The organism is Rhodococcus sp. no. 34 (assembly GCF_054589475.1).
This window is the reverse complement of sequence record NZ_BAAILK010000035.1, coordinates 340853-364283: the sequence shown is the minus strand read 5'-3', so window position 1 is coordinate 364283 and position 23431 is coordinate 340853. Positions and strand designations below refer to the sequence as shown.

Annotated in this window: 24 protein-coding genes; 9 read left to right on the top strand and 15 right to left on the bottom strand. The window is 61.6% G+C overall.

Features of this window, described 5'->3' with window-relative positions; all coding sequences use genetic code 11:
* Positions 1-21 precede the first annotated feature (21 nt).
* The 5 genes from ACYP01_RS14940 to ACYP01_RS14920 all read right to left on the bottom strand — a co-directional run bounded on the left by ACYP01_RS14940 (position 22) and on the right by ACYP01_RS14920 (position 3455).
* Positions 22-606, bottom strand: a complete 585-nt coding sequence (locus ACYP01_RS14940) for a TetR/AcrR family transcriptional regulator (protein WP_007730752.1) — start codon at positions 604-606, stop codon at positions 22-24.
* Entirely contained in the window at positions 603-1652 is a 1050-nt protein-coding gene (locus ACYP01_RS14935) for a saccharopine dehydrogenase family protein (protein WP_459680822.1), read from the bottom strand. The genes ACYP01_RS14940 and ACYP01_RS14935 overlap by 4 nt, the downstream gene beginning before the upstream one ends.
* A 55-nt stretch (positions 1653-1707) precedes the next feature.
* Complete coding sequence (locus ACYP01_RS14930; protein WP_459680819.1) at positions 1708-2061, bottom strand: glyoxalase superfamily protein; 354 nt, start codon at positions 2059-2061, stop codon at positions 1708-1710.
* Between the two features lie 106 nt (positions 2062-2167).
* Positions 2168-2911 carry a signal peptidase I gene (gene lepB / locus ACYP01_RS14925; protein WP_003942848.1) on the bottom strand — a complete coding sequence of 248 codons (744 nt, stop codon included), beginning with the start codon at positions 2909-2911 and terminating at the stop codon, positions 2168-2170.
* A gap of 85 nt (positions 2912-2996) precedes the next feature.
* Positions 2997-3455 carry a transglycosylase family protein gene (locus ACYP01_RS14920; protein WP_322001096.1) on the bottom strand — a complete coding sequence of 153 codons (459 nt, stop codon included), beginning with the start codon at positions 3453-3455 and terminating at the stop codon, positions 2997-2999.
* A 685-nt stretch (positions 3456-4140) separates the two neighbouring features.
* Here ACYP01_RS14920 and ACYP01_RS14915 point away from each other — a divergent pair.
* Positions 4141-5652 carry an anion permease gene (locus ACYP01_RS14915; protein ID WP_314674052.1) on the top strand — a complete coding sequence of 504 codons (1512 nt, stop codon included), beginning with the start codon at positions 4141-4143 and terminating at the stop codon, positions 5650-5652.
* 3 nt (positions 5653-5655) lie between these two features.
* On the opposite strand, the gene ACYP01_RS14910 is transcribed toward ACYP01_RS14915, so the two are convergent.
* The 3 genes from ACYP01_RS14910 to ACYP01_RS14900 are packed head-to-tail and all read right to left on the bottom strand — an operon-like array spanning position 5656 to position 9104.
* Positions 5656-6405: a succinate dehydrogenase/fumarate reductase iron-sulfur subunit gene (locus ACYP01_RS14910; RefSeq protein WP_003943253.1), complete on the bottom strand. Its 750-nt coding sequence runs from the start codon at positions 6403-6405 to the stop codon at positions 5656-5658.
* The gene (locus ACYP01_RS14905) at positions 6402-8354 is read right to left on the bottom strand and encodes a fumarate reductase/succinate dehydrogenase flavoprotein subunit (RefSeq protein WP_459680816.1); all 1953 of its coding nucleotides are present in this window, start codon (positions 8352-8354) and stop codon (positions 6402-6404) included. The genes ACYP01_RS14910 and ACYP01_RS14905 overlap by 4 nt, the downstream gene beginning before the upstream one ends.
* On the bottom strand, positions 8355-9104 hold the full coding sequence (locus ACYP01_RS14900; RefSeq protein ID WP_007730765.1) for a succinate dehydrogenase cytochrome b subunit: 750 nt from the start codon (positions 9102-9104) through the stop codon (positions 8355-8357). It lies immediately after the preceding gene.
* A 156-nt stretch (positions 9105-9260) separates the two neighbouring features.
* On the opposite strand from ACYP01_RS14900, the gene ACYP01_RS14895 reads away from it, so the two are divergent.
* Together ACYP01_RS14895 and ACYP01_RS14890 are read left to right on the top strand one after the other, a co-directional pair.
* A complete protein-coding gene (locus tag ACYP01_RS14895; protein WP_030536062.1) occupies positions 9261-10589 on the top strand; it encodes a lipase family protein in 1329 nt (442 codons plus the stop codon).
* Complete coding sequence (locus ACYP01_RS14890) at positions 10586-11842, top strand: Tat pathway signal protein (protein ID WP_075834659.1); 1257 nt, start codon at positions 10586-10588, stop codon at positions 11840-11842. Before ACYP01_RS14895 ends, ACYP01_RS14890 begins: the two co-directional genes overlap by 4 nt.
* A gap of 52 nt (positions 11843-11894) precedes the next feature.
* On the opposite strand, the gene ACYP01_RS14885 is transcribed toward ACYP01_RS14890, so the two are convergent.
* Complete coding sequence (locus tag ACYP01_RS14885) at positions 11895-13271, bottom strand: spinster family MFS transporter (RefSeq protein ID WP_459680813.1); 1377 nt, start codon at positions 13269-13271, stop codon at positions 11895-11897.
* A gap of 52 nt (positions 13272-13323) precedes the next feature.
* On the bottom strand, positions 13324-14199 hold the full coding sequence (locus ACYP01_RS14880; RefSeq protein WP_218680062.1) for an SGNH/GDSL hydrolase family protein: 876 nt from the start codon (positions 14197-14199) through the stop codon (positions 13324-13326).
* A gap of 136 nt (positions 14200-14335) precedes the next feature.
* Here ACYP01_RS14880 and ACYP01_RS14875 point away from each other — a divergent pair, with 136 nt between their 5' ends.
* From ACYP01_RS14875 to ACYP01_RS14865, 3 genes are read left to right on the top strand one after another with little or no spacing between them, the layout of a single operon-like run.
* The gene (locus ACYP01_RS14875) at positions 14336-15619 is read left to right on the top strand and encodes a PucR family transcriptional regulator (protein WP_054826048.1); all 1284 of its coding nucleotides are present in this window, start codon (positions 14336-14338) and stop codon (positions 15617-15619) included.
* Positions 15620-15679: 60 nt separating this feature from the next.
* Complete coding sequence (locus ACYP01_RS14870; protein ID WP_459680810.1) at positions 15680-16207, top strand: hypothetical protein; 528 nt, start codon at positions 15680-15682, stop codon at positions 16205-16207.
* Positions 16208-16262: 55 nt separating this feature from the next.
* Positions 16263-16991, top strand: coding sequence for a YdcF family protein (locus tag ACYP01_RS14865; protein ID WP_030536059.1), 729 nt, complete (start codon positions 16263-16265; stop codon positions 16989-16991).
* A gap of 2 nt (positions 16992-16993) precedes the next feature.
* Here the strand turns inward: ACYP01_RS14865 and ACYP01_RS14860 are convergent, their stop codons facing one another.
* Positions 16994-17797, bottom strand: coding sequence for an AraC family transcriptional regulator (locus ACYP01_RS14860; RefSeq protein ID WP_311094905.1), 804 nt, complete (start codon positions 17795-17797; stop codon positions 16994-16996).
* Between ACYP01_RS14860 and ACYP01_RS14855 the strand changes: the two genes are divergently transcribed.
* Positions 17720-17887, top strand: coding sequence for a hypothetical protein (locus ACYP01_RS14855; protein ID WP_225320434.1), 168 nt, complete (start codon positions 17720-17722; stop codon positions 17885-17887). The two genes, ACYP01_RS14860 and ACYP01_RS14855, sit on opposite strands and share 78 nt — an antisense overlap.
* Positions 17888-18076: 189 nt before the next feature.
* Entirely contained in the window at positions 18077-18769 is a 693-nt protein-coding gene (locus ACYP01_RS14850) for an alpha/beta hydrolase (RefSeq protein ID WP_459680808.1), read from the top strand.
* Positions 18770-18822: 53 nt separating this feature from the next.
* On the opposite strand, the gene ACYP01_RS14845 is transcribed toward ACYP01_RS14850, so the two are convergent.
* Both ACYP01_RS14845 and ACYP01_RS14840 read right to left on the bottom strand, forming a co-directional pair.
* Entirely contained in the window at positions 18823-19254 is a 432-nt protein-coding gene (locus tag ACYP01_RS14845; protein ID WP_459680806.1) for a MarR family winged helix-turn-helix transcriptional regulator, read from the bottom strand.
* 147 nt (positions 19255-19401) lie between these two features.
* The gene (locus ACYP01_RS14840; protein WP_007730785.1) at positions 19402-20070 is read right to left on the bottom strand and encodes a DsbA family protein; all 669 of its coding nucleotides are present in this window, start codon (positions 20068-20070) and stop codon (positions 19402-19404) included.
* A gap of 140 nt (positions 20071-20210) precedes the next feature.
* On the opposite strand from ACYP01_RS14840, the gene ACYP01_RS14835 reads away from it, so the two are divergent.
* Entirely contained in the window at positions 20211-21038 is an 828-nt protein-coding gene (locus ACYP01_RS14835) for a helix-turn-helix domain-containing protein (protein WP_030536057.1), read from the top strand.
* On the opposite strand, the gene ACYP01_RS14830 is transcribed toward ACYP01_RS14835, so the two are convergent.
* Together ACYP01_RS14830 and ACYP01_RS14825 are read right to left on the bottom strand one after the other, a co-directional pair.
* On the bottom strand, positions 21025-22020 hold the full coding sequence (locus ACYP01_RS14830) for an ABC transporter substrate-binding protein (RefSeq protein WP_003943156.1): 996 nt from the start codon (positions 22018-22020) through the stop codon (positions 21025-21027). The genes ACYP01_RS14835 and ACYP01_RS14830 overlap by 14 nt on opposite strands.
* Positions 22021-22026: 6 nt before the next feature.
* Positions 22027-23421 carry an MFS transporter gene (locus ACYP01_RS14825; protein WP_459680802.1) on the bottom strand — a complete coding sequence of 465 codons (1395 nt, stop codon included), beginning with the start codon at positions 23419-23421 and terminating at the stop codon, positions 22027-22029.
* Between the last annotated feature and the right edge of the window lie 10 nt (positions 23422-23431).

The following is a 23431-nucleotide window of genomic DNA, read 5'->3' as shown; positions in this document are numbered from 1 at the left end:
GGGCTTTACGATACGTCCGAGTCAGGACCCGTGAATCAGGTACTGCAGTGTGTCCACGAGCTTTCGGTCCGAAGCCTCGGACTTTCGGCCGGTGATTCCCGATCGGAGAATTGCGGAACCCTCGAGCAGGCTCACGATGGTCTGCGCTGTCGCGCCAAGTTCAGTCGCATCCAGCTCCGGTTGTGCACACGCGACTGCGCGCTCTACGTGTGCGATGTACTGGGCGTAGAAGTCTCGAAGCACGACCGCGACTTCTTGGTCCGCCGCTGCAATGGCCCATACTTCGACGTACAGACGCACCGTGGCCTGGTCGTCCTGTTCTCCGAGCAGGACTCCGATGAAGTGTTCGGATTCCTCGCGGGAAAGGCTCTGATCCGTATCGGGGACGACGGCAAGGCGATCCAGTGAGCGGGTCAATGCACGTGACATCACTGCGCGTATCAGATCTGCACGGGTGGGGTAGTAGTGCTGCAGATGTCCTACCCGCACTCCGGCCGCGGCTGCGAAATCGCGCATTGCCGAGTTGGCATTGCCCTGAGTAGTGAGGACCTGTTCTGCTGCGTCGAGAAGTGCTGCCGCACGGGCGGCGCCCTTGGAGAGGGTCATGGTCGCAATACTGCCACCCCGAAGCTCTCCAACTCGGAGACGGTGCGGCGAGGGTTCGGAAGCGATTCGGGGAAAGTGACTCCAGGCCGGGCATCGTCGGCCAAGGCTCGTCTGACGGCCAGCGCGCCGCCCACCGCGGTGAGGTGAGCCTGGCCCTGCCGGTCGACGATTGTCGCGCTTGTCGTGCCGCTCGGGCCGGTGACATCGATGCGTACTTGCGCGCTCCCGCCCTTGCCCGGCGAGTACAGGAGTCCGCGTCGTAGCGGTGTGAAGCGGTCGCCGCGACCCCAACGGAACAGACCCACCTTCTTGGCGGCGAGCAGCGCAGTTGTGGATGCATTCGAACTGAAACCTATTCGAGTGCTGGCAGTTTCGGCGCCCAAGGTCATGGGGAACGTGAATTGTTCCGGAGTGTCGATTCTTCCGACCTTGGTGCGCGATCCGGGGAAGTCGACCCAGCGTGTATCCGTCAACGGGCTGACGGTGATCGGGTTTCCTTGCTGCATCACCTCGAAATCCTGCCCGAGCCGATCGATGAAGTCGACGGAGTCCAGCCCGGCAATGTCGTTGACGTCGTAGCGAATCGAGACGTCGATCGTGCTCGCGCCACCCAGTTCCTCGGCCAGCGCTGCGGCGACGATATTGGTGACTCCGCCCATCCATCCGGACGACAGGTACACCGGTGCGCTCGGCGACTTCTGACCCGCCAGAGTGGCGGCGCGAGCGACGCGGGTTGTCCAGCGGGTGATGTCCACGTACGGAATGCCGGCCTCGACGGCGGCGGACAGGACACGATCGTGGGGATCGTTGACCGTCGACACGACCGCGCGTACGGACGCGTCGAAGGGTGTCGGGTCGAGGAGGTTCCAGCGGCGGACGGAAGCGCCGTGACGGCCGGCCAGTTCGTCGCCTCGCTCGGGGGTGCGTCCGGTGAGGAGTAGTGGGAAGTGGGGGGCGAGCAACGCTGTCAGGGCGCTGCCCACGGTTCCGTATCCGCCGGCCACGAGGATCGGGCCGTCGGCTGAATACTGCAATGAATCGGTCATGCACCTAACTCTAGGTCAAATGACCTAAAACGTCGAATGGGGTTCTTTCCGCTGCTCAGTCCCGGTGTCGCACGATGTTGACGACGTTGCCATCGGGTGCCCGGACGAGGAATCGGCGAACACCCCACTCTTCGGTCGTTATGGGGTGCACGATTTCGTAGCCGAGCCTGCGGGCCTCTTCGTAGGCGCCGTCGACGTCGTCCGTGTGGACTGAGATGACCGAGTCCTCGGCTGCAGTGGCGTCGTGCGTGACGAGCTGTACGTTCGCGCCGGTGTCGGGAGAGGTGTAGCGAGCGACCCACCCCATGTTGAACTCTTCGGCGCTCAGGCCGAGAAAGTCGGAGTAGAAGCTCTTGGCGGTTCCGATATCGGCGACTTTGAGATTGGCGGTGATGCGTCGAGCGCGCATGTGGTTCTCCTACCTTCGGCAACAGATGCGCTCGATGATCGTCCGAAAGCGGAGCCATGTCGACTGTGCCGTCCGAAGATGCAGGCCGCCTGGTTGATTCGATCTGTCACTGCGGATCGAACGAGCTCACAGTTCCCCACCGTGAGAAGGGAAGGACGATCAATTGAACCTTGCCGATGACATTGTCGATCGGCACCGTTCCACTGTGTTCGTCATCGAGATGGAAACGTGAATCCTTCGAATGGGCGCGGTTGTCGCCCATCACCCACAGGTTCCCGTCGGGAACCGTGACCGGCCCGAAATACCTTCCTTGGCAAGAGGTACCGTTGCCCGGAATGCGCTTGTCGATGTACGGCTCGGTCAGCGGCTTGCCGTTCACCCGAAGCCCCTCTTCCTCGGACAGGCACTGTACGGTTTGGCCACCGACCGCGACTACCCGCTTCACGAGGTCGTTTTCGTCCGGCGGGACCAAGCCGACGATGGACCCGAGTCCCTGAAACGCGCGAACAATCGAATTGTCGGATCGAATGGATTTGTACTCGTCGTTCCAGGACTCGGGTCCCTTGAACACGACCACATCCCCAGGTTGCGGATCCCCGAATCGATAGCTGATTCTGTCGACGAGGATCTTGTCTCCCGTGCAGCCGGTGCATCCGTGAAGTGTCGGTTCCATGGACTCCGACGGGATCAGAAAGATGCGTCCGACGAAGTTCTGAATGACAACACTCAGGACAAGTGCGACGACAACGAGGATCAGAATCTCACGCCACAGTGGACGTTTTCTCGGGTGATCGGCCACTGCCGATTCAGTGGAGTCGGTCGAGTCCTCGTGGGCGTCGGATTCCGTCACACTCCCGACAATAGATGGCGCAACCAGTCGTCGGCCCGATACCGACGTTCTCGATTCGAGGGTCTACTTTGTCGGCCGATTTGCTTCAGAATTGGATCACATCACCCACGCGGATCTGGTCGGGATCGGGAATCAGGGCATTCCTTGCCCAAACATCCTGCCAACGAAACCCTTTCGCAGAAGCAAGGTCGAAAAGTGTATCGCCCTCGGAGACTGTCACCGTGTCGCCCGCTGAATCTTCCGATGATGGAGCCGAGGTGGTCGAATCAGGGGTGGTGCCGCCCCAGCCGAGGTAGACGCCACATACCGGCCACGCGCCGATGTCCTGAGCTGAGAGGGTTGCTTCCGCAGCGGCGACTTGATCGGCCGTCGACGCCAAGTCGGCGCGGGCCGGTGCGCTTGCCGGTTTGTATGCATCCCACGTCGACTGCGTGAATTGAAGTCCGCCGTAGAAGCCGTTGCCGGTGTTGATGTTCCAGTCTCCGGAACTCTCGCACACGGCAACCTGCGACCAATCGTGTGCACTGGCTACGCTCGTAGTCACGATTGTGCAGGCAAGTGCGAGAGCGCCTGCTCCTGCGGCTGTCGTAACGAATCGTTTGGCGTGAGAACGATTGTTTTTCCGGTGAATTCCCATGATTTTTCCTTGATCGGTCTGAGGGGACAGCGATCTCGGCTCGGCCTGGCGCTGCAGCGGTTTGCGGCATATCGCGGCACTCGAAATCGTCAGTGCTGAAATGTGATTGAGGTGGTCGGTGTGCAGGCACTCGTCGCCGGATCGTGGTTCCGAGGTATGACCAGATTGGTGGCCACGCACGTTTGCCGACAACGGCTCAATTACCCGGTGGGATACCTGTTTTGTAGGCCGACACAAACGTCGGTGTACTCGGTGCTGAGCGGAAACAGGTAGACGAACAGGCCATTCGACCCGTGTGCGGACGAGCACCGATCGGCATGCTGAGGCAACACCGAAACAGGATCTCTTCGAGCTCCAAGCTTGCGGCACGCCGGCGCCTTCTGATGATCGATTGGCGCACCCTTTTGAGGGAGATGTGTCGCGCCCCGAGAGGCGCAGTCTGCGCCCGGGGATGAGCCCTCCTGCGGAATCCAGAGAATCGGATAACGCAGGAGGGCATTCTCTCGAACTTCGATTGACCGCACGAAAACCGGACGTTTGGGGGACAATGATCTGGGGCGATCACCTGGGGCGACAAGTCGAGGAGATGCAGATGTCCGAGGCCAAATCCGAAAGCGCCGAGTCTCTCGCTGGAACAACGCCGCCGGCAAAGACACCGCCGTCCAAGACACCGCCGGCCGAGCCGTCGAAACAATCGGTGCTCAGGCGGTACTACCCGGCTGCGGTGCCCGTCATCCTCGGCTTGATCATCTATTTCATGCCTGTTCCGGACGGTGTGGATCCCAAGGGCATGCACATGCTCGGAATCTTCGTCGGCACCATCGTGGCGTTGATCTTGCAGCCTCTGCCGACGGGTTCTGTGGCGCTGGTAGGCCTGTCGATCGCCATGATCACCCAGACCGAGACGCCGACGGAAGCGTTGTCCGGCTTCAGCAATACCACGATCTGGCTGATCGTCGCGTCGTTCTTCATTGCCGAAGGCTTCCTGGTCACCGGACTCGGGAAACGGGTTGCACTCATGTTCGTGACCAAGCTCGGCAAGTCGAGCCTCGGTTTGTCCTACGGAATGGCGTTGACGGACTTGATACTTGCTCCGGCGACACCGTCGAACACCGCCCGCGCTGGTGGCGTCGTCTATCCGATCATCGTCTCACTGAGCAAGTTGGAGGACTCCAATCCCGAGCCCGAGGACTCTCGCAAGAAGCTCGGAGCATATCTGCTGCTCACGTCGCTGCAAGTCAACGTCGTGACCTCCGCGATGTTCATCACCGCCATGGCGGGTAACCCCGTCGCCGTCGATGCGGCTGCCAAGATCGGCATCGACATCTCGTGGGGCAAATGGGCGCTGGCAGCATCGGTTCCGGGAATTGCGAGTCTCATCGCGATCCCGTGGGTGATGTCGAAGATCTTCCCGCCCACGATGTTGAAGACTCCAAAAGCACCCGAGCAAGCCAGGGAGGAACTGCGCAAGGCAGGTCCGATCAGCCGCAACGAGAAGATCATGGCCGCCACCTTCGTTCTGCTGCTGGTGCTCTGGTGCCTGGGCTCGCAGCTCAACGTCAATGCCACTACAACAGCATTCGTCGGAATCGGCATCCTGTTGGTGACCAAGGTGCTGACGTGGAACAACCTGGTCCACGACACCGGGGCGTGGCAGACGCTCGTGTTCTTTGCCGTTCTGGTCGGTATGGCAAGCCATCTCGAAGAACTCGGCGTGATCTCGTGGATCGGAACCCAGGTCTCCTCGAGCGTCGACGGTTTGCCGTGGATCTGGGCTTTTGCGATCCTGACCTTGGTGTACTTCTACGCGCACTATCTGTTTGCGTCGAACACCGCGCAGATCGTCGCGATGTACGCGGTGTTTCTCGGCGCGGCGGTGGCAACCGGTGCACCGCCGCTGTTCTCGGCCCTGGTGTTCGGCTTCATCGGCAGCCTGTTCGGCGGTATCTCGCACTACGCGTCCGGTCCGGCCGGAGTGATCTACGGTTCCGGATACATCAAGACCTCGGAATGGTTCCGAATCGGTTTCGTGATGAGCGTCGTGATCATCCTGATCTGGACGATCATCGGCGGCGCGTGGATGAAGCTGATCGGCGCCTGGTGACGATCAGTTGTCCTTGCGCCGCAATCCGAATCGCATCGATTCCTTGTTGACAGCGGCAATCGCGGTCAGCGGTATCTCCGCGGGACACACCTGCGCACATTCACCGTAGGTCGAGCACGGCCCGAAATCGGCCTCCATCTGGTGCGACATCGCTCGGGCCCGCTTGCCACGTTCGTTGCGGCCCTGCGTGACGAGAGACAGGTGGGTCAGTTTGGACCCGGTGAAGAGGTGCGCGGCACCGTTCGGGCAGGCTGCCACGCAAGCGCCGCAGCCGATGCACGCGGCGAAGTCCAGTGCAGCTTCGGCACTTTGATGCGAGAGCGGCTGACTGTCTGCGTCCGGCGCGGTTCCTGCATTGACCGAAACGTATCCACCGGCTTCGAGCACCCGGTCGAGCGCAGAGCGATCGACGACGAGGTCGCGGACCACTGGAAAGGCTGCGGAGCGGAACGGCTCCAGTTTGATTCGGTCACCGTCGGAGAAGCTACGCAGGTGCTGACGGCACGTGGGAGTGTTCGCAACCGGTCCATGGGGAACATTGTCGACCGTGATGCCGCAGGACCCGCAGATCCCTTCTCGGCAGTCGGAATCGAAGGCGATGGGTTCGTTGCCGCTCTCCACGAGTTGGTCGTTGAGTCGGTCGAGGAGCTCCAGCAGCGACATCTCCACCGTCGCGTCGTCTATTTGGTAGGTGTCGAATGCGCCGGACGACTCAGGTCCGGATTGGCGCCACACGTCCACGGTGATTTTCATACGTAGTTCCTCGTCTGCAGTGGAACAGCGGTGAAGGACAACGGCTCGTCGTGTCGAACGTGTCTGCCGTCCTGGGCGGTTTCCCACGCGGAGACGAAGCACCAGTCCTGATCGTTTCGCTGCGCTTCGCCGTCGGGAGTCTGATGTTCGGCACGAAAGTGCGCTCCACAGGACTCGTCACGATCGAGAGCATCGACGCACATCAGTTCGGCGAGCTCGAGGAAATCGGCTACCCTGCCGGCCCTTTCCAACTCCTGGTTGAACTGGTTTCCGCTGCCGGCAACTCGCAGGTTCGACCAGAAATCGGTTCGCAGTGCGCGGATTTCGGCGATCGCCTTGGTCAAGCCCTCGGCCGTTCGGGTGACACCGCAACCCGCATAGAGGATCTCGCCCAGTTGTCGATGGAACCTGTCGGGGCCGTGTGTTCCGCCGACCGAGAGCAGCAGGTCCACCCGACCCCTCACGTCAGTGAGCGTCGACGTCACAGCGGGATCGGACAGTTCGAGTGGAGTGGATCCGAGTAGCGGTGCAAGATAATTCGGAATCGCGTACGGGAGGGTGAACCAGCCGTCGACGCATGCCGAGAGCAACGAATTGGCGCCGAGGCGGTTGGCCCCGTGGTATCCCCAGCCTGCCTCACCACCGACGAACAAGCCGGGGATGGAGGTCATCTGGTCGTAGTCGTTCCACAGTCCTCCCATGGTGAAGTGGGCTCCGGGGGCGATGCGCATCGGCACCGTATAGGGGTCTTCGCTGGTGGCGTCGCGATACATCGAGAACAGATTTCCGTATCGCTCCTCGATGGTCTTGCGGCCGAGCCGTGCCAACGCATCGCGGAAATCCAGGTACACACTGTTTTTCAGAGGGCCGACGCCGTGACCGGAGTCGATTTGCTCGCGGGCGGCCCGTGAAGAGACGTCGCGGGGAGAGAGGTTCCCGAACGCCGGATATTTGCGCTCGAGGTAGTAGTCGCGTTCGTTTTCGGGAATGTAGCCGGGCTCACGATCGTCTCCGGGCTTGGCCGGTACCCAGATCCGGCCGTCGTTGCGCAGGGATTCGCTCATCAGAATGGTTTTCGACTGCCACTCGGAGTTGACGGGAAGTGCCGTCGGATGGAATTGGATGAACGAGGGTGAAGCCATCAACGCACCGCGTCGGTGCGCTCGCCAGGCGGCCGTGGCGTTGGAATTCTTCGCAAGTGTGGACTTGTGGAATACGGTTCCGTAGCCGCCGGATGCCAGTACGACGGCATGGCCTGTGGTGGCGCCGATCTCACCGGTCACGAGATCGCGTGTGACTATCCCTTGTGCTCGCCCGTCCGAAACGATGAGATCGAGCATCTCGGTTCGGGTGTGTAGGTTGACCGTTCCGGCTGCGATCTGACGTTGCAGTGCCTGCGACGACGCTATCTGCAACTGCTGGCCTGTCTGCCCGCGCGTGTAGTACGTGCGCGACACCTGAACGCCGCCGAAGGATCGGGTGGCCAGAGTGCCGCCGTACTCGCGAGCAAACGGTGCCCCGATGGCATTCATGTGATCGATGACGCGTACGGATTCTTCGGCGAGACGGAAACAGTCGGCCTCACGGCCCCGGAAATCACCGCCCTTGACGGTGTCCTTCACGAAGCGGGCGAGACTGTCGTTGTCCACTTTTCGAGCGCGAGCAGCGTTGATGCCTCCTTGCGCGGCGACACTGTGTGCACGGCGGGGTGCATCGTGGAAGGTGAAGGACTCGACGTGGTAGCCCAGTTCACCGAGGGAGGCGGCGCAGGCCGCGCCGGCGAGGCCGGTACCGACGACGATGACCGTGAACTTGCGCCGGTTGAGTGGGCTGACGAGCTTGTAGTCGAGTTTGCGAGTGGGCCAGGCCGTCGCCGGATCGCCGGCCGGGACCTTACCGTCCACCGGTGTCCCGATGCTGCGCAGATCGTCGAGTTCGAAGCTGTTCACTTATGACGCTCCTGTCTTCGAGATGGCGCCGGTCATGACCGCGATGGGGATCGACATGTTTCCGACCATCACGACGAGCGCAAAGATTCCGGAGAGTGCAACGCCAATCTGGCGCAGTCGTTGGCCGGTCACGCCGAGATCGTTGACCGCGCTCCAGAGTCCGTGCGCGAGGTGCATTGCCAGCAGAGCCATCGCGACGATGTAGAACGCTGCCACCAGCGGACGCTCGAAGCTGGCAATCAGATTGTCGTATGCGTAACTCTGTGTGCGCGTGGCCGCTTCGTACTCGCTGCTGCCGATGGGTCGGGTTCCGGTCGTGAGGTCGAGTATGTGGAAAATGACGAATAGCAGCAGCACAGCTCCGGTGACGGGCATCGTGCGCGCTGTAAAGGACTTGATTCCCAGACCTTTACGTCGAAATTTTCCTCGAGCTCGGCGTCCGCGGACGGTGAGCAGCCAGGCACACCAGACGTGTGCGACCAATGACGCGAGCAAGACGATGCGAAGAATCCACAGAAGTCCCTCGTAGGGCAGGAAGGGTTCGAACACCGTTCGTAGCCAGTGTGCGTAGTCGTCGAAGTGATCGGCACCGGTGTAGACCTTCAGGTTTCCGATCATGTGGACGAGAACGAAAGCGGCGAAGATCAGTCCTGTCACGGCCATCAGAATCTTGCACGTGATGTTGGACGGCCGCGCTCGAGCTTGGAGTGAATCGCCGGTAGCTCGCGATACACGGGTCGGAGCACTCACAGACAAACCTCCCACGCCAGACTTGCCGGACAGGTGCCGTCAGCCTAAGCCCGATCGAGGTTTTCGGCCAACGGATGGGTGCCCGACTTGTCTGTTAATGCAGGTGAATGGGAGTGTAGGGGTGCTCATTACCCGAAAGTAAGGAACTCGTGAACGATGTTTGACTCGACGTGGCGACGGTGGTCATGGCGCGCCGGAACGGCATCGGCCCTGGCAGTGGCCTTGTTTGCGGTGGGGTCGCCGGCTGGCGCGCAGGAGACGGTCGACCTGGCCGACGTGTTCAACCCGTTGGTCGTGAAGGCACTCCAAGGCGCTGACATTTCCACCGAATTGACTCCACTCGGGCTCTCGTCCGATGATCCGTGGTTCGACGAACCTGAAATCGAGCCGGGTACCGCCCCCGGCACACTTCTCAAAGCGCGTCCGGTCAGCGTGCAGGTCTACCAGGTCCGTCCCGACGTGGTCTCGGCTCACCAACTCATGTACACCACCACTGATCACTTCGGTCGGCAGGTGATCAGCACCGGAATTCTGATGATTCCCGAGGACGGAACTGCGCCAGGTGATCGCAAGATCATCGGATACGCCGAGGCGAACGACAGCCTCGGCGCGAACTGCGCACCAAGTCACCAGTGGACCGGCGGCAATCAGAGCGACCCGGCGATGTTCTCGGCGCTCGGCCCGGTGGCTCAGATGTTCGGCCACGGCTGGGCAGTGATGATGAGCGACGTCGGCAACGACGGCGACACTGCTCCCCATCCGTTCTCGATCGGACAGTTCTCAGGGAAGGCAACGCTCGACGGCGTTCGGGCAGCACTCGCGCTTCCGGAAGGTGGCCTCGAATCAGACACCCCTGTCGGCATCTACGGTGTCGCCGGAGGCGGTGTCGCAGCGGGCTTTGCCGCGGAACAGGCCCATGAATATGCGCCGGAACTGAACGTCCAGGCCAGTGCCATTCAGGCGATGATGATCGACCCGGCAACGTTCGAGGAAACAGCGGCCGGTGGGATCGGTTCCGGATTCGTCTTCTCGAGCATTCTCGGATTCGACGCGGGCTACCCCGACGTTCGGCTCGACGATCATCTGACTCCGATCGGTCACAACGTCGCCGCAGCCTTCCGCGCGTCCTGCCAGGCGCTCTACCTCGGACTCCCATTCGTTCCGTTCGACGTCCTACTCACCAACCCTTCGCCCCGAACGATCCCTGCGCTGGCCGCGGCGTACGCGGACAACACGTTGGGAAAGCAGGCGCCGGCTTCCAAGCTTCTGATTTCTTCCTGTGAGGACGACTTTCTCGTTCCCTTCAGTGAGGCAGAGCAATTGGCGCAGACATATCGAGCAGACGGCGGCAACGTGGACCTGCTCCCGTCGCAGTGCGGGCCGCTCGATTACGTGACCAACCTGTACAAGACGGTGACCGATCAGCTGGGTATGCAGGACATCGCCTGGCTGGCAAAGACGTTCGACGAAGCCGAGGGACGATGAGCTTGCGGAAGTCTCTGACGCGCAGGGATTTTGCGCGCACGGTTCTCGTTGCTTCGGCAGGTATCGGCGGTGCCGTCGTACTGGGAGGCAGGGCGTCCGCGGGTACTGGTGAGCTCGACAGGTACCTCGACCTCGAAGCAGTGAACGCAAACGCCGAAGCCACGGGCGGTCTGCATCCTTCTCTGCCATCGGATTCCGCACCGCTGCGGTCTTTGGTGGATACCGCCCGAGCCTCGGGAGTGGATCCGCATCGCTATCAGACACTGCTCAAGCAGTACTGGCTCGCGGTCGGGACGGAGTCGGCAGGTATCGATCTCGCTTCGTGGACTCCGTTCGACGGTGTGCACGCGAATCTCGGAAACCTCACCAACACTTTCCAGTTCTACGAGCGACTCCAGCTCGAGCATCGAGAGCTGCAGTGGGCAGGTATGGGAGGAATGGTCGGGCCCGCTTTCGCCGGTGGACTCCTCGACTTGGACTACGGGCGGGTTGTGCTGGAAGTCCAAGCGATCAGCGAGGCGATGGCACTGGTCTGGCGAGAGATCGACCGCATCGGGTCGCCGGTTGCATCGTCGATGGGAGCACCCGAGGACATTGCGGCACTTCTCGAGGTCGGCCACGAGATTCGCCCCGAGGACGTGATGTGGTTCCAGGGGAAAGTGATTGCGATGAGCAAACACATCTTCTCGGACCTGATTCCCATGCACATGGCGTGGGTTCACGACGGTGTCGACGGCATCGCCGAACTCGATCGCGCAGGGCTGCTCGACGAGAACGCCCGTATCGCGTGGAACAACATTGCTTCGGGGACACCGGAATCGGTCTTCGACGGCAATGTGCGTCTGCTGCGAAGGGAGCAGTACCAGTCGGTGGGTGATCAGTGGGACGAGGCGAAGGCCTACCGCGGCAGCGTTGGTCGCTCGTTGACTTACCTGACCACCTTCGCCGCATCACCGTCGATGCCTGGCGTCGTGCCGCCACGCGAGTCGAACCCGCTCTCGTTCGCGGTGGGCAATGCTGTTGTGCAAACGCCGCTTCCGGACTTCAACTGGGCGGACCGGGATGGTCGTTGGACCTACATCAACGATCAGTTGCTCCCGGTCTACAACAACCTGATGAAGAATCAACCGGAACTGTGGCGAGCGACGCTGGCCGCGCCCGTCTCCGTTCGGATAACCGAGCAGCGAATGATCGCTCGCTTGCCGGACATGTTGCGGTCCATGTTGTCGACTCTGGCGATTACGGTCAACTGAACTCGGCGGTGGCGGGGCCTCAGGGTCCCGCCACCGCCCGTGAACTTGTCGGTCAGGCCTGGCTCAGCTCCGCTTGCATGCGCGCGGAGTCCTTGCCTACAGTGCGGGTAGCCAGGTAGATGAATACCGCGGTGAGTGCCAACATGATCGGCACGAGATACATGGCCGAGTTCAACCCGTCGCCGGCGTACTGAGCCAACTTCCCGGTACCTGCATCTGCAAGTGCACGCTTGGCGAACCAGTCCGAGATCGCTCCAACGGCAACCGGTCCGGAGAATCCGCCGAGAAGGTACATGGCAGCGAAGAACAGCGCCGTCGCAGTGCCGCGGAGCCTGGGAACCACGACGTCGTGAATGGCAGGGTAGACGCTGATGTAGAAGCCGTAGGCCAGAAGCCACCCGGCCGAGAACAAGAGCGTGAACATCACGACGTTTCCGCCGTGTTGCAACAGTGCCAGCGCCGTCAAAGGTGCCGCCAATGCCGAGGTTCCGACACCGATCATCAACCGTGCGCGCGGTGAGCGTGCGCTGGCTTTGTCCGCGTAGCGAGCGCCGAGAAGCAATCCGATCAGGCCCGTGATTCCGACGATGATGCCCGTGACCGATGCCGCCGCAGTCAGTTTCAGGTGGTACTGGCGCATGAGCAGTGGGACGACAAACGAATTCACTGCGTAGGCGGCGAAGTTGAACGTCAGCCCGGCAAGGATGAGCCAACGAAGCGTGGGAATTGCGAGCAGACGACGGATCGGGCGGGTGATCGGTGCCTCTGAAACAGCGGCTGCGCGGGCCTCCGGACTTTCGGAACCACCACGAACCGGATCTGCCATGCGGTAGAGCACGACTGCAAGCAGGACACCGGGAATCGCCGCGAGGAAGAACGGTGCACGCCAGCTGTCGAATGCCTCGGCGATCTTGCCGACGGTGAAGTAGGCGAGCATGAGGCCAACTGGCAAACCGAGCATGAAGACACCAAGTGCGCGTGAGCGTCGTTCCGCCGGGTAGATATCGCCGATCATCGAGTTTGCTGCGGGTGTGAAGGTCGCTTCGCCCACACCGACGCCGAGACGCGCGAGGATGAACAGCACGTAGCTGCCGGCGGCACCGGTTGCTGCCGTCAGTCCGCTCCACACCAGGAGTCCGATCCCGATGATCTTGGGACGGTTCTTCGTGTCGGCCAACCGGCCCAGAGGCAGTCCTGCGACTGCGTAGACGAGGGTGAATGCAGAGGTGATCAATCCCAATTGCAAGTCACTGAGCGAAAACTCGTTCTTGATCGGCTCGGCAACGACCGAGGGGATCGCCCGGTCGAAGAAGTTGAGCATGTTCGCGAGAAACAGGGCGACGAGTGTGCCGCCGAGAAGTTTGTCACGTGTTCCGACAGGGGCGCCGTCGACGGACGGCAGCGGCGGAGCGTCTCGTTGAATTGACATGATTGTTCCACCCTTTTCGCGAGTGCTGAATGAATTGTGCTGGGGGAGAAGCTCAGGACAGAGCGTCGGCGACCGTTTTGCCGATCGCCTGCATCCCGGCCGCAGTGGGATGCAGTGGAACCGCCGGCTGGGTAGGGACGATTCCCGTGTAGTAAGCAGTGGCAGGGTCCGTGCAGATGTCATGCCCGGCAGTGGTTTCGGTGATGTCGATGTACTCGACGCCGTGACGGGCCGCAGTTGCTGCCATGACCGTGTTGCCGTAGTCGATCACACTCTGGAGATAGTCGGCGTCGCGCGGCCAGAACGGCTGAGTGCCGGGGCAGCCGCCACCACGGATGTATGTTCCGTATCCGACCACGACGATGCGCGCCGACGGTGCTCGATCCTGCGCGACTTCGATCATGGAACTCCAACCTGTGGACGCATTTTCGATCATCTGTCGCTGTTGATCGACGCCACCGGAGGTGAACTTGTCACGGCAGGACGTTCCGGTGGGTTCGGGGAGTGGATTGACGCAGCTCAGAACTGTCGGGAACAACGAGATGTCGTTGGCACCGATGGTGATGGTGACGAGGTCGGTATCAGGCCCCAATGCTGTTGCCTGCGGTGATACTTGACCGGAGAACGTCGATTGTGCGGTGTCCGTGACGTTGGCGGATCGCGCCGACGAGCAGGTCATATCCGTGAGTTGAGCGCCGAGTTCTCGCGCCACCACGGACGGGTAGTTGTCGAGTGATCGTAGACAGCCCGGTGACGACGAGTCCTGCGCGGTGACCAGTGGGCCGGCCGCCGCGGAATCGCCGAGTGCGACGTACTGGATAGTGCTGACCGGTGTCTCGGCACTCGACACACCGGTCCCGAGAGCCGCGATCGAACCGGCAGCCACGACGCCTGCCAGAATGGCTGCGCTGCGCGTTTTCCACGTCACTCGAGGCTCCTCTTGGTCGAAGGTGGGACTTCCAGTTACGCCGCTGATTGTGAATTCGTGAGTGGCGTGGGTTACATAGTGATAGGAAAAAGGCAGGTCGGCCTTGTGGTGGCAATTCAATTCTGTGGAGGGTTTTGTGTCAGGAAACAAAGATCTGCCGTTCGAGCCGATCCTGGTTGGTGGCAGATCTCTGGCCGACCGACTGGCGCAACGCACCCATCCGCTGGTCATTGAGACAGTCGATCTGGTCCACCGCGACGTCACCTTCTACCGGTTGCTCCCTGACGAGGCATTACGTAACGACGTCACCACCATCGTGAGGCGCAATCTGGAGCTGTTCATTTCGATGCTGCGGACCGGCGCCGATCTGGCGCCCGAGTTGCTCGCCGACATCAGCGAATCGGCTCGCCAACGGGCTCAGGAATTGGTTCCGCTCGGTGAGGTGCTGCGGGCATATCACCTGGCAGCCGGGCTGTGGTGGGAGACCATCAGCGAATGGGCGGTCCCGGAAGACGGTGTCGCACTTGCCCGCACCGGACGACTCTTGAATGCATACACCGCGGCCTCCGCGTCGGCGGTTCTTGCCGGCTACGGTTCCGACCACGCCACCCAGACGGACGAGGATTCTGCGCGAAGGTCATTGTTCGTAGCACTTTCGACGGGTGTCGATGTTGATCGGGTCTCCGACGATGTGGGCATCAGGTTGGCGCGCCTGTACTGGGTGGTGGCGCTGCACGTCGAACGGAATGACGACGAGTCCTCGACCGAGGTGGACACTGCCGTCGCCGAGCGGAGAAAGGTGCGCCACCTGCAACGAGAGCTCGATCAGGTGGGGCGTGACAAAGCGCTCGGGGTGCTCGGGAGCAGTGGCGGAGCCGTACTGATTCCCATTGTGGAATCGGAACCCGCTGAGGGGAACTGGGCGTCGAGTCCGCAATATCTTTCATTGTGTCGACGATTGGGTGATCTCGAGAAGGTCATCGGTGCATCGACGGTTGCCGCCGTACATGTCGCGGCACCGCCCGCAATTCCCGCAGCGGTGTCGCAGGCGCGCGAGGTGCTGAACGTTGCCCGAAAGTACGGCCGTACAAGTGGGGTCGTGCGTCTCGAGGATCTCGCAGTCGAGTATCAACTGACCCGCCCGAGCGCTGCGCTGCCGATCCTCGCAGATGTGTTGTCGCCGTTGGAGTCCGATCCTGCCGTGCTCGAGACGCTCGAATCTTTCATCGACTCCGGATTCGATCGAGCTACCACCGCTCGGCAGTTGCACGTACACCCGAACACGGTCGTGTACCGCCTGCGTAAAGCGAGTTCCCTGACGGGACTTGACCTGTCGTCACCGAAAGATCTTGTACAGGTCACCATGGCGCTGGGAGCGCGTCGCGCGCTCGGAATGGAGGCGGACTCTTCCCAAACGTGATGGGTCTGTGGTTCTCTGTGAACGTGCCTGATTCTCGGATTGGCAATCCGGCCGGGAGACATGGCCAGACTGGGTCAGCTGATGGTGCAACGAGGCGCGTGGCGTGATCAGACGTTGATCGACTCCGCCTACCTCGACGAGTTGTCCGCGCCCTCTCCGTCCAATGGGGGGTACGGCTTCTTGACCTGGGTGAACGCGGGCGAGGACTTCTACTCCGTGAATGCGCCGGTGAGCAAGTATGTTTCGCATCCGGTGTGGCAGAACGCGCCTCGGGATCTCTATCTCCAGGAGTTCTTGCGGCTTGTCGTCGCTTCGATCGTGGACGTTCGACCGCCGCCGTACGTCGGGCCTCCCATGCTTGGGTCGGGTGGTCCGCTCATCGACGATCTGTCACAGCTCGTCGGCTTCGCGAACCCCGAATTGATCTTCGACACGATGGTCGGGACGGGGCGAGCAGGAACACCCGGATGCAACATCGTGATCTGCAACAACGAATTGTTGCCGTTCAGTGTCGCCGACCTGCTCGGGGATGCTGCAGCTCAGATCGGTAACGCGGCAGGCGCGTCGATTCGAGATGCCGGTAGATGACGGTTTCGAACCCGAATTGTTGCCCAATATTTATGTTTAATCTGTGTGACGGTCAGTGAACAGTAAATTTGAGTCAAATGATGCAATCGCGACGAAATGTTCGTTACCGTGGGCTGGACAATCGACAATCTGGGGGTTCGGCTACATGGCAAATGTTCGTAGGTCTCTGACGAAGGGATTGATTGCTGCTTCGGTAATCGCCGCAGCCGGAGTGGGATTGTCGCCGGCGACAGCGAGTGCCGACATCACTCCGACGACGGTCGTCAACGGCATCCTGTCGACGGTGGGCGGCTGCCAAACACCGGTGCGGTCTCTCATTCTCGCGTGCACGAGTGCTGAGACGCTGACACGCCAGTCGCCCGTGCTGCTCGACCTCAACCCCGTGGGCACGAACATCGTCGTCTTGGGTGCCGGCCTCTTCGACGACGGCACGATGCGTCCGATGTTGGTCGACCGGCTTCAGGCGGCGCTCCAGCTGGCCCGTCAGTACCCGCAGTCTCCGATCATCACAAGCGGTGGGGCTCCGAAGGCCGGAGTAACGGAAGCCAGGGCGATGCGCGAATGGCTCGTTGCCAACGGCGTCAACCCGGGCCGGATCACCGAAGAGGGAACTTCGTGGTCGACGGTCGAGAATGCGATCAACTCTGCGCGGATTCTCGCCGATCGAGGCGCGACCGGCGTGGTTGTGGTCTCGAGCGCCAATCACGTGGAGCGCGCGATGGTGGACTTCCGCGTCGCAGTTCTCGGCCGGATCCCGGTCGCAGGCGTAATCGCTGCGACCTGACGTCAGTGATTGTGGGAGTTGGACTTTCGCCAGTTCAACGGCGAGGCGTCGAATCGTCGACGGAAGGCGCGGCTGAACGCGGCATCGGATTCGTAGCCGACAGTTATCGCAATGGTTCCGACCGGCTCGGTGGTTTGCACGAGTAGTTCGGCGGCACGGTCGAGTCGGCGCTCGGTGATGTAAGCGCCGGGCGTCTGGCCGACCAGTCGCGAGAAGCGCTCCGCAAAAGACGATCTCGACAGGGTGGACAGCGTCGCCAGTTCGTCGATGGTCCAGTTGCGTGACGGGTCGTTGTGGACGGCCTCGAGGGCCTGCCCGATTCGTGGATCCATTGCTGCGGTCAACCATCCGCCGTTCGATCCGTCCGCTCGAGCCCACGCTCTGAGGATCTGGACGAAGAGAAGGTCGAGAATCCGGGAAACCATCACGGAGGAACCAGGTTTCGGATCGTCCACCTCGGCGCCCAACAGTCGGCTGCTCACCTCGAGCCACTCGACCGGGGTCCCTTGTGTCGCGCGCAGTTCGACGAAGTCCGGCAGAACGGACAGCAGTCGCTGCGCTGCGACGTCGTCGAGTGTGAAAGTACCGAAAAGCCAACATGTTTCGTTTTTCGGGTGCATTGGCATCGCATTCTCGATCGTATGAGCATGCCCATGGGGTAACAGTACGAGTTCCCCGGGGCCGAGTTCGATCGGGGCTTTGCCCTGCGTTCTGATCACGATGTCACCGTGCTCGGCAATGTGAAGTGCTCGCACCCCAGCGGGTACCTCCACGGTGAAGTTCTCGCCGTGGACGCAGCGATGAATCTGATCACCGCGAAGGTGGACGACTTCGAGAACGTGCGAGAGGGTGTCCCGGGTTCGAGTCTCGTCGGTGGTGGGTACGTACCGCTGTGATGATGTTGTCCTCATGGATCGATCACTCCGATGTCTCGAGCATTCGGCGTTTCTGCACAAAAACTTGGCAATCTGGTCATGGTTATTGATCCAGGATCCCCTTAACCTGGGTAACAGGCAAGGCCTGGGTTTCGAAGGCTTGCCGATCGTCGGAGTATTCGTCGCACTGCGTATCTGGAGGAGTTGGTCATGACAGAGAAGGTAAACATCGTTCTGGTACATGGAGCCTGGGGAGACGGTTCTCATTGGCGTCACGTCATACCCACCCTGCACAACGCCGGGCATCGAGTGGTTGCGGTCCAGAATCCACTTACTTCGCTCGCCGACGACGTGGACCGGACCAGTAAGTTGGCCGAATCGATGGACGGCCCGACCCTGCTGGTCGGACACTCGTACGGCGGCGCGGTGATCACAGGCGCGGGTCATGCGGAAAACGTTGTGGGACTGGTATATATCGCTGCCTTTGCGCCGGACGAGGGTGACAGCCTGGGAAGTATCTTCGCCCGCACGGATCAGCCGGCGGGCGCGGTGAACATCGCGCCGGACGCCGAGGGCTTCTTGTGGATCGCCCCGGACAAGTTTCAGGAGAGTTTCAGTCAGGATCTCGACGACACCGAAGCATTGGTCATGGCGCTGACGCAGAAACCCATTGCGGGTCAGTGCTTCTCGGACCCGTCAGGGCCGCCGGCATGGCGTGGGAAGCCCAGTTGGTATCAGGTTTCAGGGCAGGACCGAATGATTCCGCCGGAAACCGAGCGATGGATGGCAGAGCGTATCGGTGCCCGCGAGATCGAGGAACTAGACGCAGGCCATGCATCCTTGGCGTCCCACCCGCACGAGGTCACCCAGTTGATCCTGCGTGCTGCTGCAGAATTGTCGTGACGGCGTAAATCGTCCGGCTGTTCGAGTGGGCTGCCATCACGACTAATTTGTCGTCAGTCCTCGGAACTGCCCAGTCGGTGAAGCAGCGCTGTCAGCGTGGTGATGTCGTCCGTATCCCATTTCGCGAGTCGGGCGCGCCAGCGATCTATCTGGTGATTGCGGATGGTCGTGAGCTTCGTTCGCGCCTCAGGGGTCAGAGCTACCAACTTGGCGCGAGCGTCGTCGGGATCGGGGATTCGTTCCACCAGACCGAGTCGAGCTGCGGCGTCGATTTGCCTGGTCAAGGTGGACTTCTCGATATCGAGGGTGCAGATCAGGTCGGACATCCGCACCGCATCCGAACGGTTCAGGATGACCAGAACCGGGTAGAGCGCCGGATCGAGTTTGGGATGAATTGCGCGCGCATAGGTGCGCGCCTGGGCGCGTCCTCGTTGCCACATGTCGGCAAGTTCCATCTCCAGGCACGTGATCGGATCTGAAACCACTGTCGTTTCCCCTTTGGTGCGATTCGTTCGGTGTTCATCAAACCAGAAGGGGGGCCGAAGTGATTTGGGTGAAGTCACGCTGAGCGAAAGGTACGTTCGGCGTACTGAAGGCGCCGGGCGTACCTTTCGCTCGCAAAAGTGCGTGGGTCAAGCCACCGCATACGCCCGCACGCACGTGTTCAGGTCGCGGGTGAGATCGGCCGCGGTACTGGTCGGAGAACCGAATTTCACGACGGACCCGTCGCTCCCGTGGAACAACAGCGTCGGAAACGAAGTGGCGCCGAGCCTGCGTGCTCGGACGAAATCAGCGCGGGCGGCATCCTTCGAGGCGGCGGTGAACAGGGAAGACACCGCGGCAGATGGGTCGAGTTGGAGGGATTCCGCGATGGATCGGTACGTCTCGGGATCGGAAAGGCTGCGACCGTCTCGGTAGAACGCGATCTGCATGGCCTCCGCGATGTCGAGGGCGCGTGTCGGATCTTGCGCGCGCAGTGCGGCGAGTCCGATCGCTGCATCCGTCGAATCCATGACGAACCGCCCATCAGTCACCAGTTGTGAATATCCGTCACCGAAGACAGCGCCGGTCTGGGCGGCGATGGTGGCGTTGGCTGATTTCAGGTACGGAGCCGAAGACATGGGCGCGACGCGCTCACCGGTGAACAGTCCGCCGCTGACCACGGACAAGTCGATGGAATCGGCATTTTGACGGACGAACTCCGTCAACGCAGGGCCGAAGCCGAAACACCACCCGCAATAGGCGTCGAAGACGTAGGTGAGTTGCGTCTTGCCTGCTGTTTCCGAGCGTGATGTCTGCACTGGAAGATTCCTATCCGAGCGTGAACTGATTGATACCCTGACGGTATGTCGCATTCGGGTATTCGGTCACGGTGAAGATGAGTCCCGAACTAGTGAAAAACAGACAAGTACCCGTCCGGGACGTCGGGTACGCATCGTCGGTGGCTGACGCGACCGAGATCGAAGTACTCAGCCTGGACACCATTCGCATCAACGGGGGAAGCGCAGAGTTTGTCGGCCCCCAACGTCCGCAATTTCACTTGCTCGCGCTGGTGACCGAGGGCTCGGCGCTACACACCATCGACTTCGTGAACTACGCGGTGAGCCCGGGGACCGTGTTCTGGGTCAGACCGGGGCAGGTGCAACAGTGGGGGCGAATCCAGGACTTCGAGGCGACGGTTGTTCTGTTCACGCCCTCGTCGCTCGATGCCGTCAGTCAGCAGTTGTTGGACGGGAACGCTCGCAGTCGGCAGGCAGCGTGGCAGTTGTCCGGTGAGAACCTCGAGACCATCAGCACGGGTATGAAACACCTGAACCTGAACTACGGCTGCCCGGATACTTCCGCGCCGGTCGTTCGCGCGGCCATTCTGCGGCACACGCTGACAGCAATTCTGTTGAAACTGACCCATCTCGGTGGACAGGAACAGAGTTCCGTGCTGGCGCACAATGACGTGTTCGAAAGGTTTCATGCCGTTGTCGAACGTGACTTCGCCACGGTCCGTTCGGTTTCGGAGTACGCCAACAAGATCGGGTACTCCGAGAAGACTGTGCTGCGGGCTACCCGAGCCGCTGCCGGGATGACGGCAAAGCAGTACATCGATCAGCGTGTGGTTCTCGAAGCGAAACGTCTGCTGTCTTTCGGCACGGACACGGTCACCCAGGTGGCGTCGAAGTTGGGGTTCGACGATTCTGCGAACTTCACGAAGTTCTTCGCCACCCGGGTGGGTGTTTCTCCGCTGACCTTTCGTCAGGACGTCAGAGCGCGCTGAATGCCGCCCATCGCGCGTCGGCGCTGTCGAGGGTTCCGATACTGTTCTGCCCCTTGCCATGCGCGATGCCGTCCAGATCCTGGATGATCCAGTAGATGGCAAAAGGATGGCTGCCGAACCAGAGATCACCGCTGACGTCCAGAGCGTGCGCCGGATCGGGTGTCAGGTTGTCGAACAGTGGAGTGTTTCGCACGATGGATGCGTCGTACTGCTGCCCGGACAGTACGGCGACGGTCTGCGCCGCATGCTCGGGTAGGAGTTCCGGCGAGACGGGGGAAATCGTGCCGGTGTCTTGATTGTTGGTCGCGTTGACTTCCGATGCCGGCCTGGTGAATCCGGCCTCGGTGACCAGTGTGGAGATGGGAGTGGTCGGTGGCACGGTGAACAGGTTTCCGCTGTAGCCGAGAAGGATCGCAAGGCTCTGGCCGGCAGCCGCGGACTTGACGCCTTCGAGGCCGGATTCCAGCTTTCCGATCATGGCGGTAGCTTCGCTGCCTCGATCGAGCTGTGCCCCAGCTTGTTCGAGCACATCACGCCACGGCGCCGAGTACGGGAGGACCAAGGTTGGCGCCACGGAATTGATCTGCGCGAACAGGCTCGGTAGTGGACCGGCATTGCTCATCAAGATCTCGTCGGGTTCGACGGACGCGATCTCCTCGACGGCGGGGTTGGCGAAGAAAGTCGGCTTGTCGAGAACTTCGACGCCCTGCTCGCGCAGAATCGACTTGGCGACGTCCGATCGCAGGGTGCTGTAGACGACGGTGGGCTTCACGCCGAGTGCGAGTGCACTCAACCCCGCGTACTCGTCGAGCGCGAGAATGCGCTGCGGTGAGGCCGGAACTTCGACGGTGCCGAGTTCGTGGGTGACGGAGCGAGTTGCAGAGGCGGTGTCGGACTCGGCGGAGCTGCTGCACGCGCTTGCGCCGGCGACGGTCAGGAGAAGCGCCGAGACGATGCCGAATGCGGTTCGGGTGGTGAACATCTGAGGTCAACGATCCATTCGTGGGAAGAAGAAGGACAGGAGGGTACCGGCCAGCAGTAGGCCGGAGCAGACGAAGAGGGCTTGGGAGTATCCGGAAACCAGTGCTTCGGTCGGCGCGCTGTCCGAACGTGCCGTCGAGGAAGCGGCGACGCTCACGAGAACGGCTAGTCCGAGTGAACCGCCGATCTGACGCGATGTACTCAGTAGCCCGGATGCCATGCCGACTTCTTCGGGGGGAGCGTCGGCGGTGGCGACGTTACTGAGCGGCATGAACGACAGACCGATGCCGATGCTCGCCAGAAGCGAAGGCACCAGGATGACGACCCAGAAGGGACTGTCGAGGTTCATGGTCGAAAACATGAAAGTTCCGATTGCGGCGACTGCTGTCCCGACTACGAGCAGCGGTCGAACTCCGTAACGCGGAAGGAGTTTGGTGGACGCGAGGATGCCGACCACCAGGCCGAAGCAGAAGGGCAGGAAAGCCAGACCGGTGGTGGTCGGTGAATAGCCCAGCCCGCGTTGCAGGAAGAGTGAGACGAAGAAGAACGCGCTGAACTGTGCCGCGCACACCAGGCACATGATGGCGTTGGCCAGTCCGATTCGGGGTCGAAGCAGGGTGGACAGTCGTACCAGTGGTGTGGCGCAGCGGCTTTCGACCACAACGAAAGCAGTGAGCAGCGCGATCGTGAGCGCGAATCCACCCAGCACGTAACCCGAAGTCCAGGAATGTGATTCCGTGGCGATCACTGTGCCGACAAGGGCGGTGATTCCGGCCGTCGCCAAGATGGCTCCGGGGAGATCGAGGGAGCCGCCTCTGGCGGCTTGGCCGGCCGGCAGGCCACGGGCACCGGCAACTGCGGCGATCAGGGCCACTGGTGCGCCGGCGAACATCACCCATCGCCAACTGAGCCCTTCGGTCAAAATGCCGCTCAGGACGACACCGAGTGCGCCGCCCAGTGCTGACGACATTGCGCCGATGCCGAATGCCTTGGCCCTGGCGCGTCCGGTGGGAAAGGCCTGACTGAGTGCGGCGAGCCCGGCAGGCGCGATCAGTGCAGCGCCGACGCCTTGAAGCGCCCGAGCTCCGACAAGCATTTCGGCGGACACGGAGAAGGTGCCGACGATGCTGACGAGGGCGAACAGCAGAAGCCCGGAAACCAGAACTCGACGAGTGCCCATCACGTCGCACAGACGACCGCCGAGAAGAAGTAGTCCGCCGAAGGCGAGGGCGTACGCGTTGACGACCCAGGACAACGCGGCGTCGGAAAAGTTCAGCGATTCCTGGATGTCGGGCAGTGCGACGTTGATGACCGACATGTCGAAGGCCACCAGGAACTGCGCTGCCGCGGCGGCTGTGAGGACCAGAGCCGGTGCGGCTACCGCTCGAGTTGTTGTTGTCATTGCAGGTACC

Bases quoted from the DNA above. Each gene is read 5' to 3' on its own strand.
- ACYP01_RS14910 (WP_003943253.1), bottom strand. From the start codon at position 6,405: ATGAAAATCACCGTGGACGTGTGGCGCCAATCCGGACCTGAGTCGTCC.
- ACYP01_RS14870 (WP_459680810.1), top strand. From the start codon at position 15,680: ATGGCCAGACTGGGTCAGCTGATGGTGCAACGAGGCGCGTGGCGTGAT.
- ACYP01_RS14935 (WP_459680822.1), bottom strand. From the start codon at position 1,652: ATGACCGATTCATTGCAGTATTCAGCCGACGGCCCGATCCTCGTGGCC.
- ACYP01_RS14830 (WP_003943156.1), bottom strand. From the start codon at position 22,020: ATGTTCACCACCCGAACCGCATTCGGCATCGTCTCGGCGCTTCTCCTG.
- ACYP01_RS14885 (WP_459680813.1), bottom strand. From the start codon at position 13,271: ATGTCAATTCAACGAGACGCTCCGCCGCTGCCGTCCGTCGACGGCGCC.
- ACYP01_RS14850 (WP_459680808.1), top strand. From the start codon at position 18,077: ATGACAGAGAAGGTAAACATCGTTCTGGTACATGGAGCCTGGGGAGAC.
- ACYP01_RS14915 (WP_314674052.1), top strand. From the start codon at position 4,141: ATGTCCGAGGCCAAATCCGAAAGCGCCGAGTCTCTCGCTGGAACAACG.
- ACYP01_RS14825 (WP_459680802.1), bottom strand. From the start codon at position 23,421: ATGACAACAACAACTCGAGCGGTAGCCGCACCGGCTCTGGTCCTCACA.
- ACYP01_RS14895 (WP_030536062.1), top strand. From the start codon at position 9,261: ATGTTTGACTCGACGTGGCGACGGTGGTCATGGCGCGCCGGAACGGCA.
- ACYP01_RS14930 (WP_459680819.1), bottom strand. From the start codon at position 2,061: ATGCGCGCTCGACGCATCACCGCCAATCTCAAAGTCGCCGATATCGGA.
- ACYP01_RS14890 (WP_075834659.1), top strand. From the start codon at position 10,586: ATGAGCTTGCGGAAGTCTCTGACGCGCAGGGATTTTGCGCGCACGGTT.
- ACYP01_RS14940 (WP_007730752.1), bottom strand. From the start codon at position 606: ATGACCCTCTCCAAGGGCGCCGCCCGTGCGGCAGCACTTCTCGACGCA.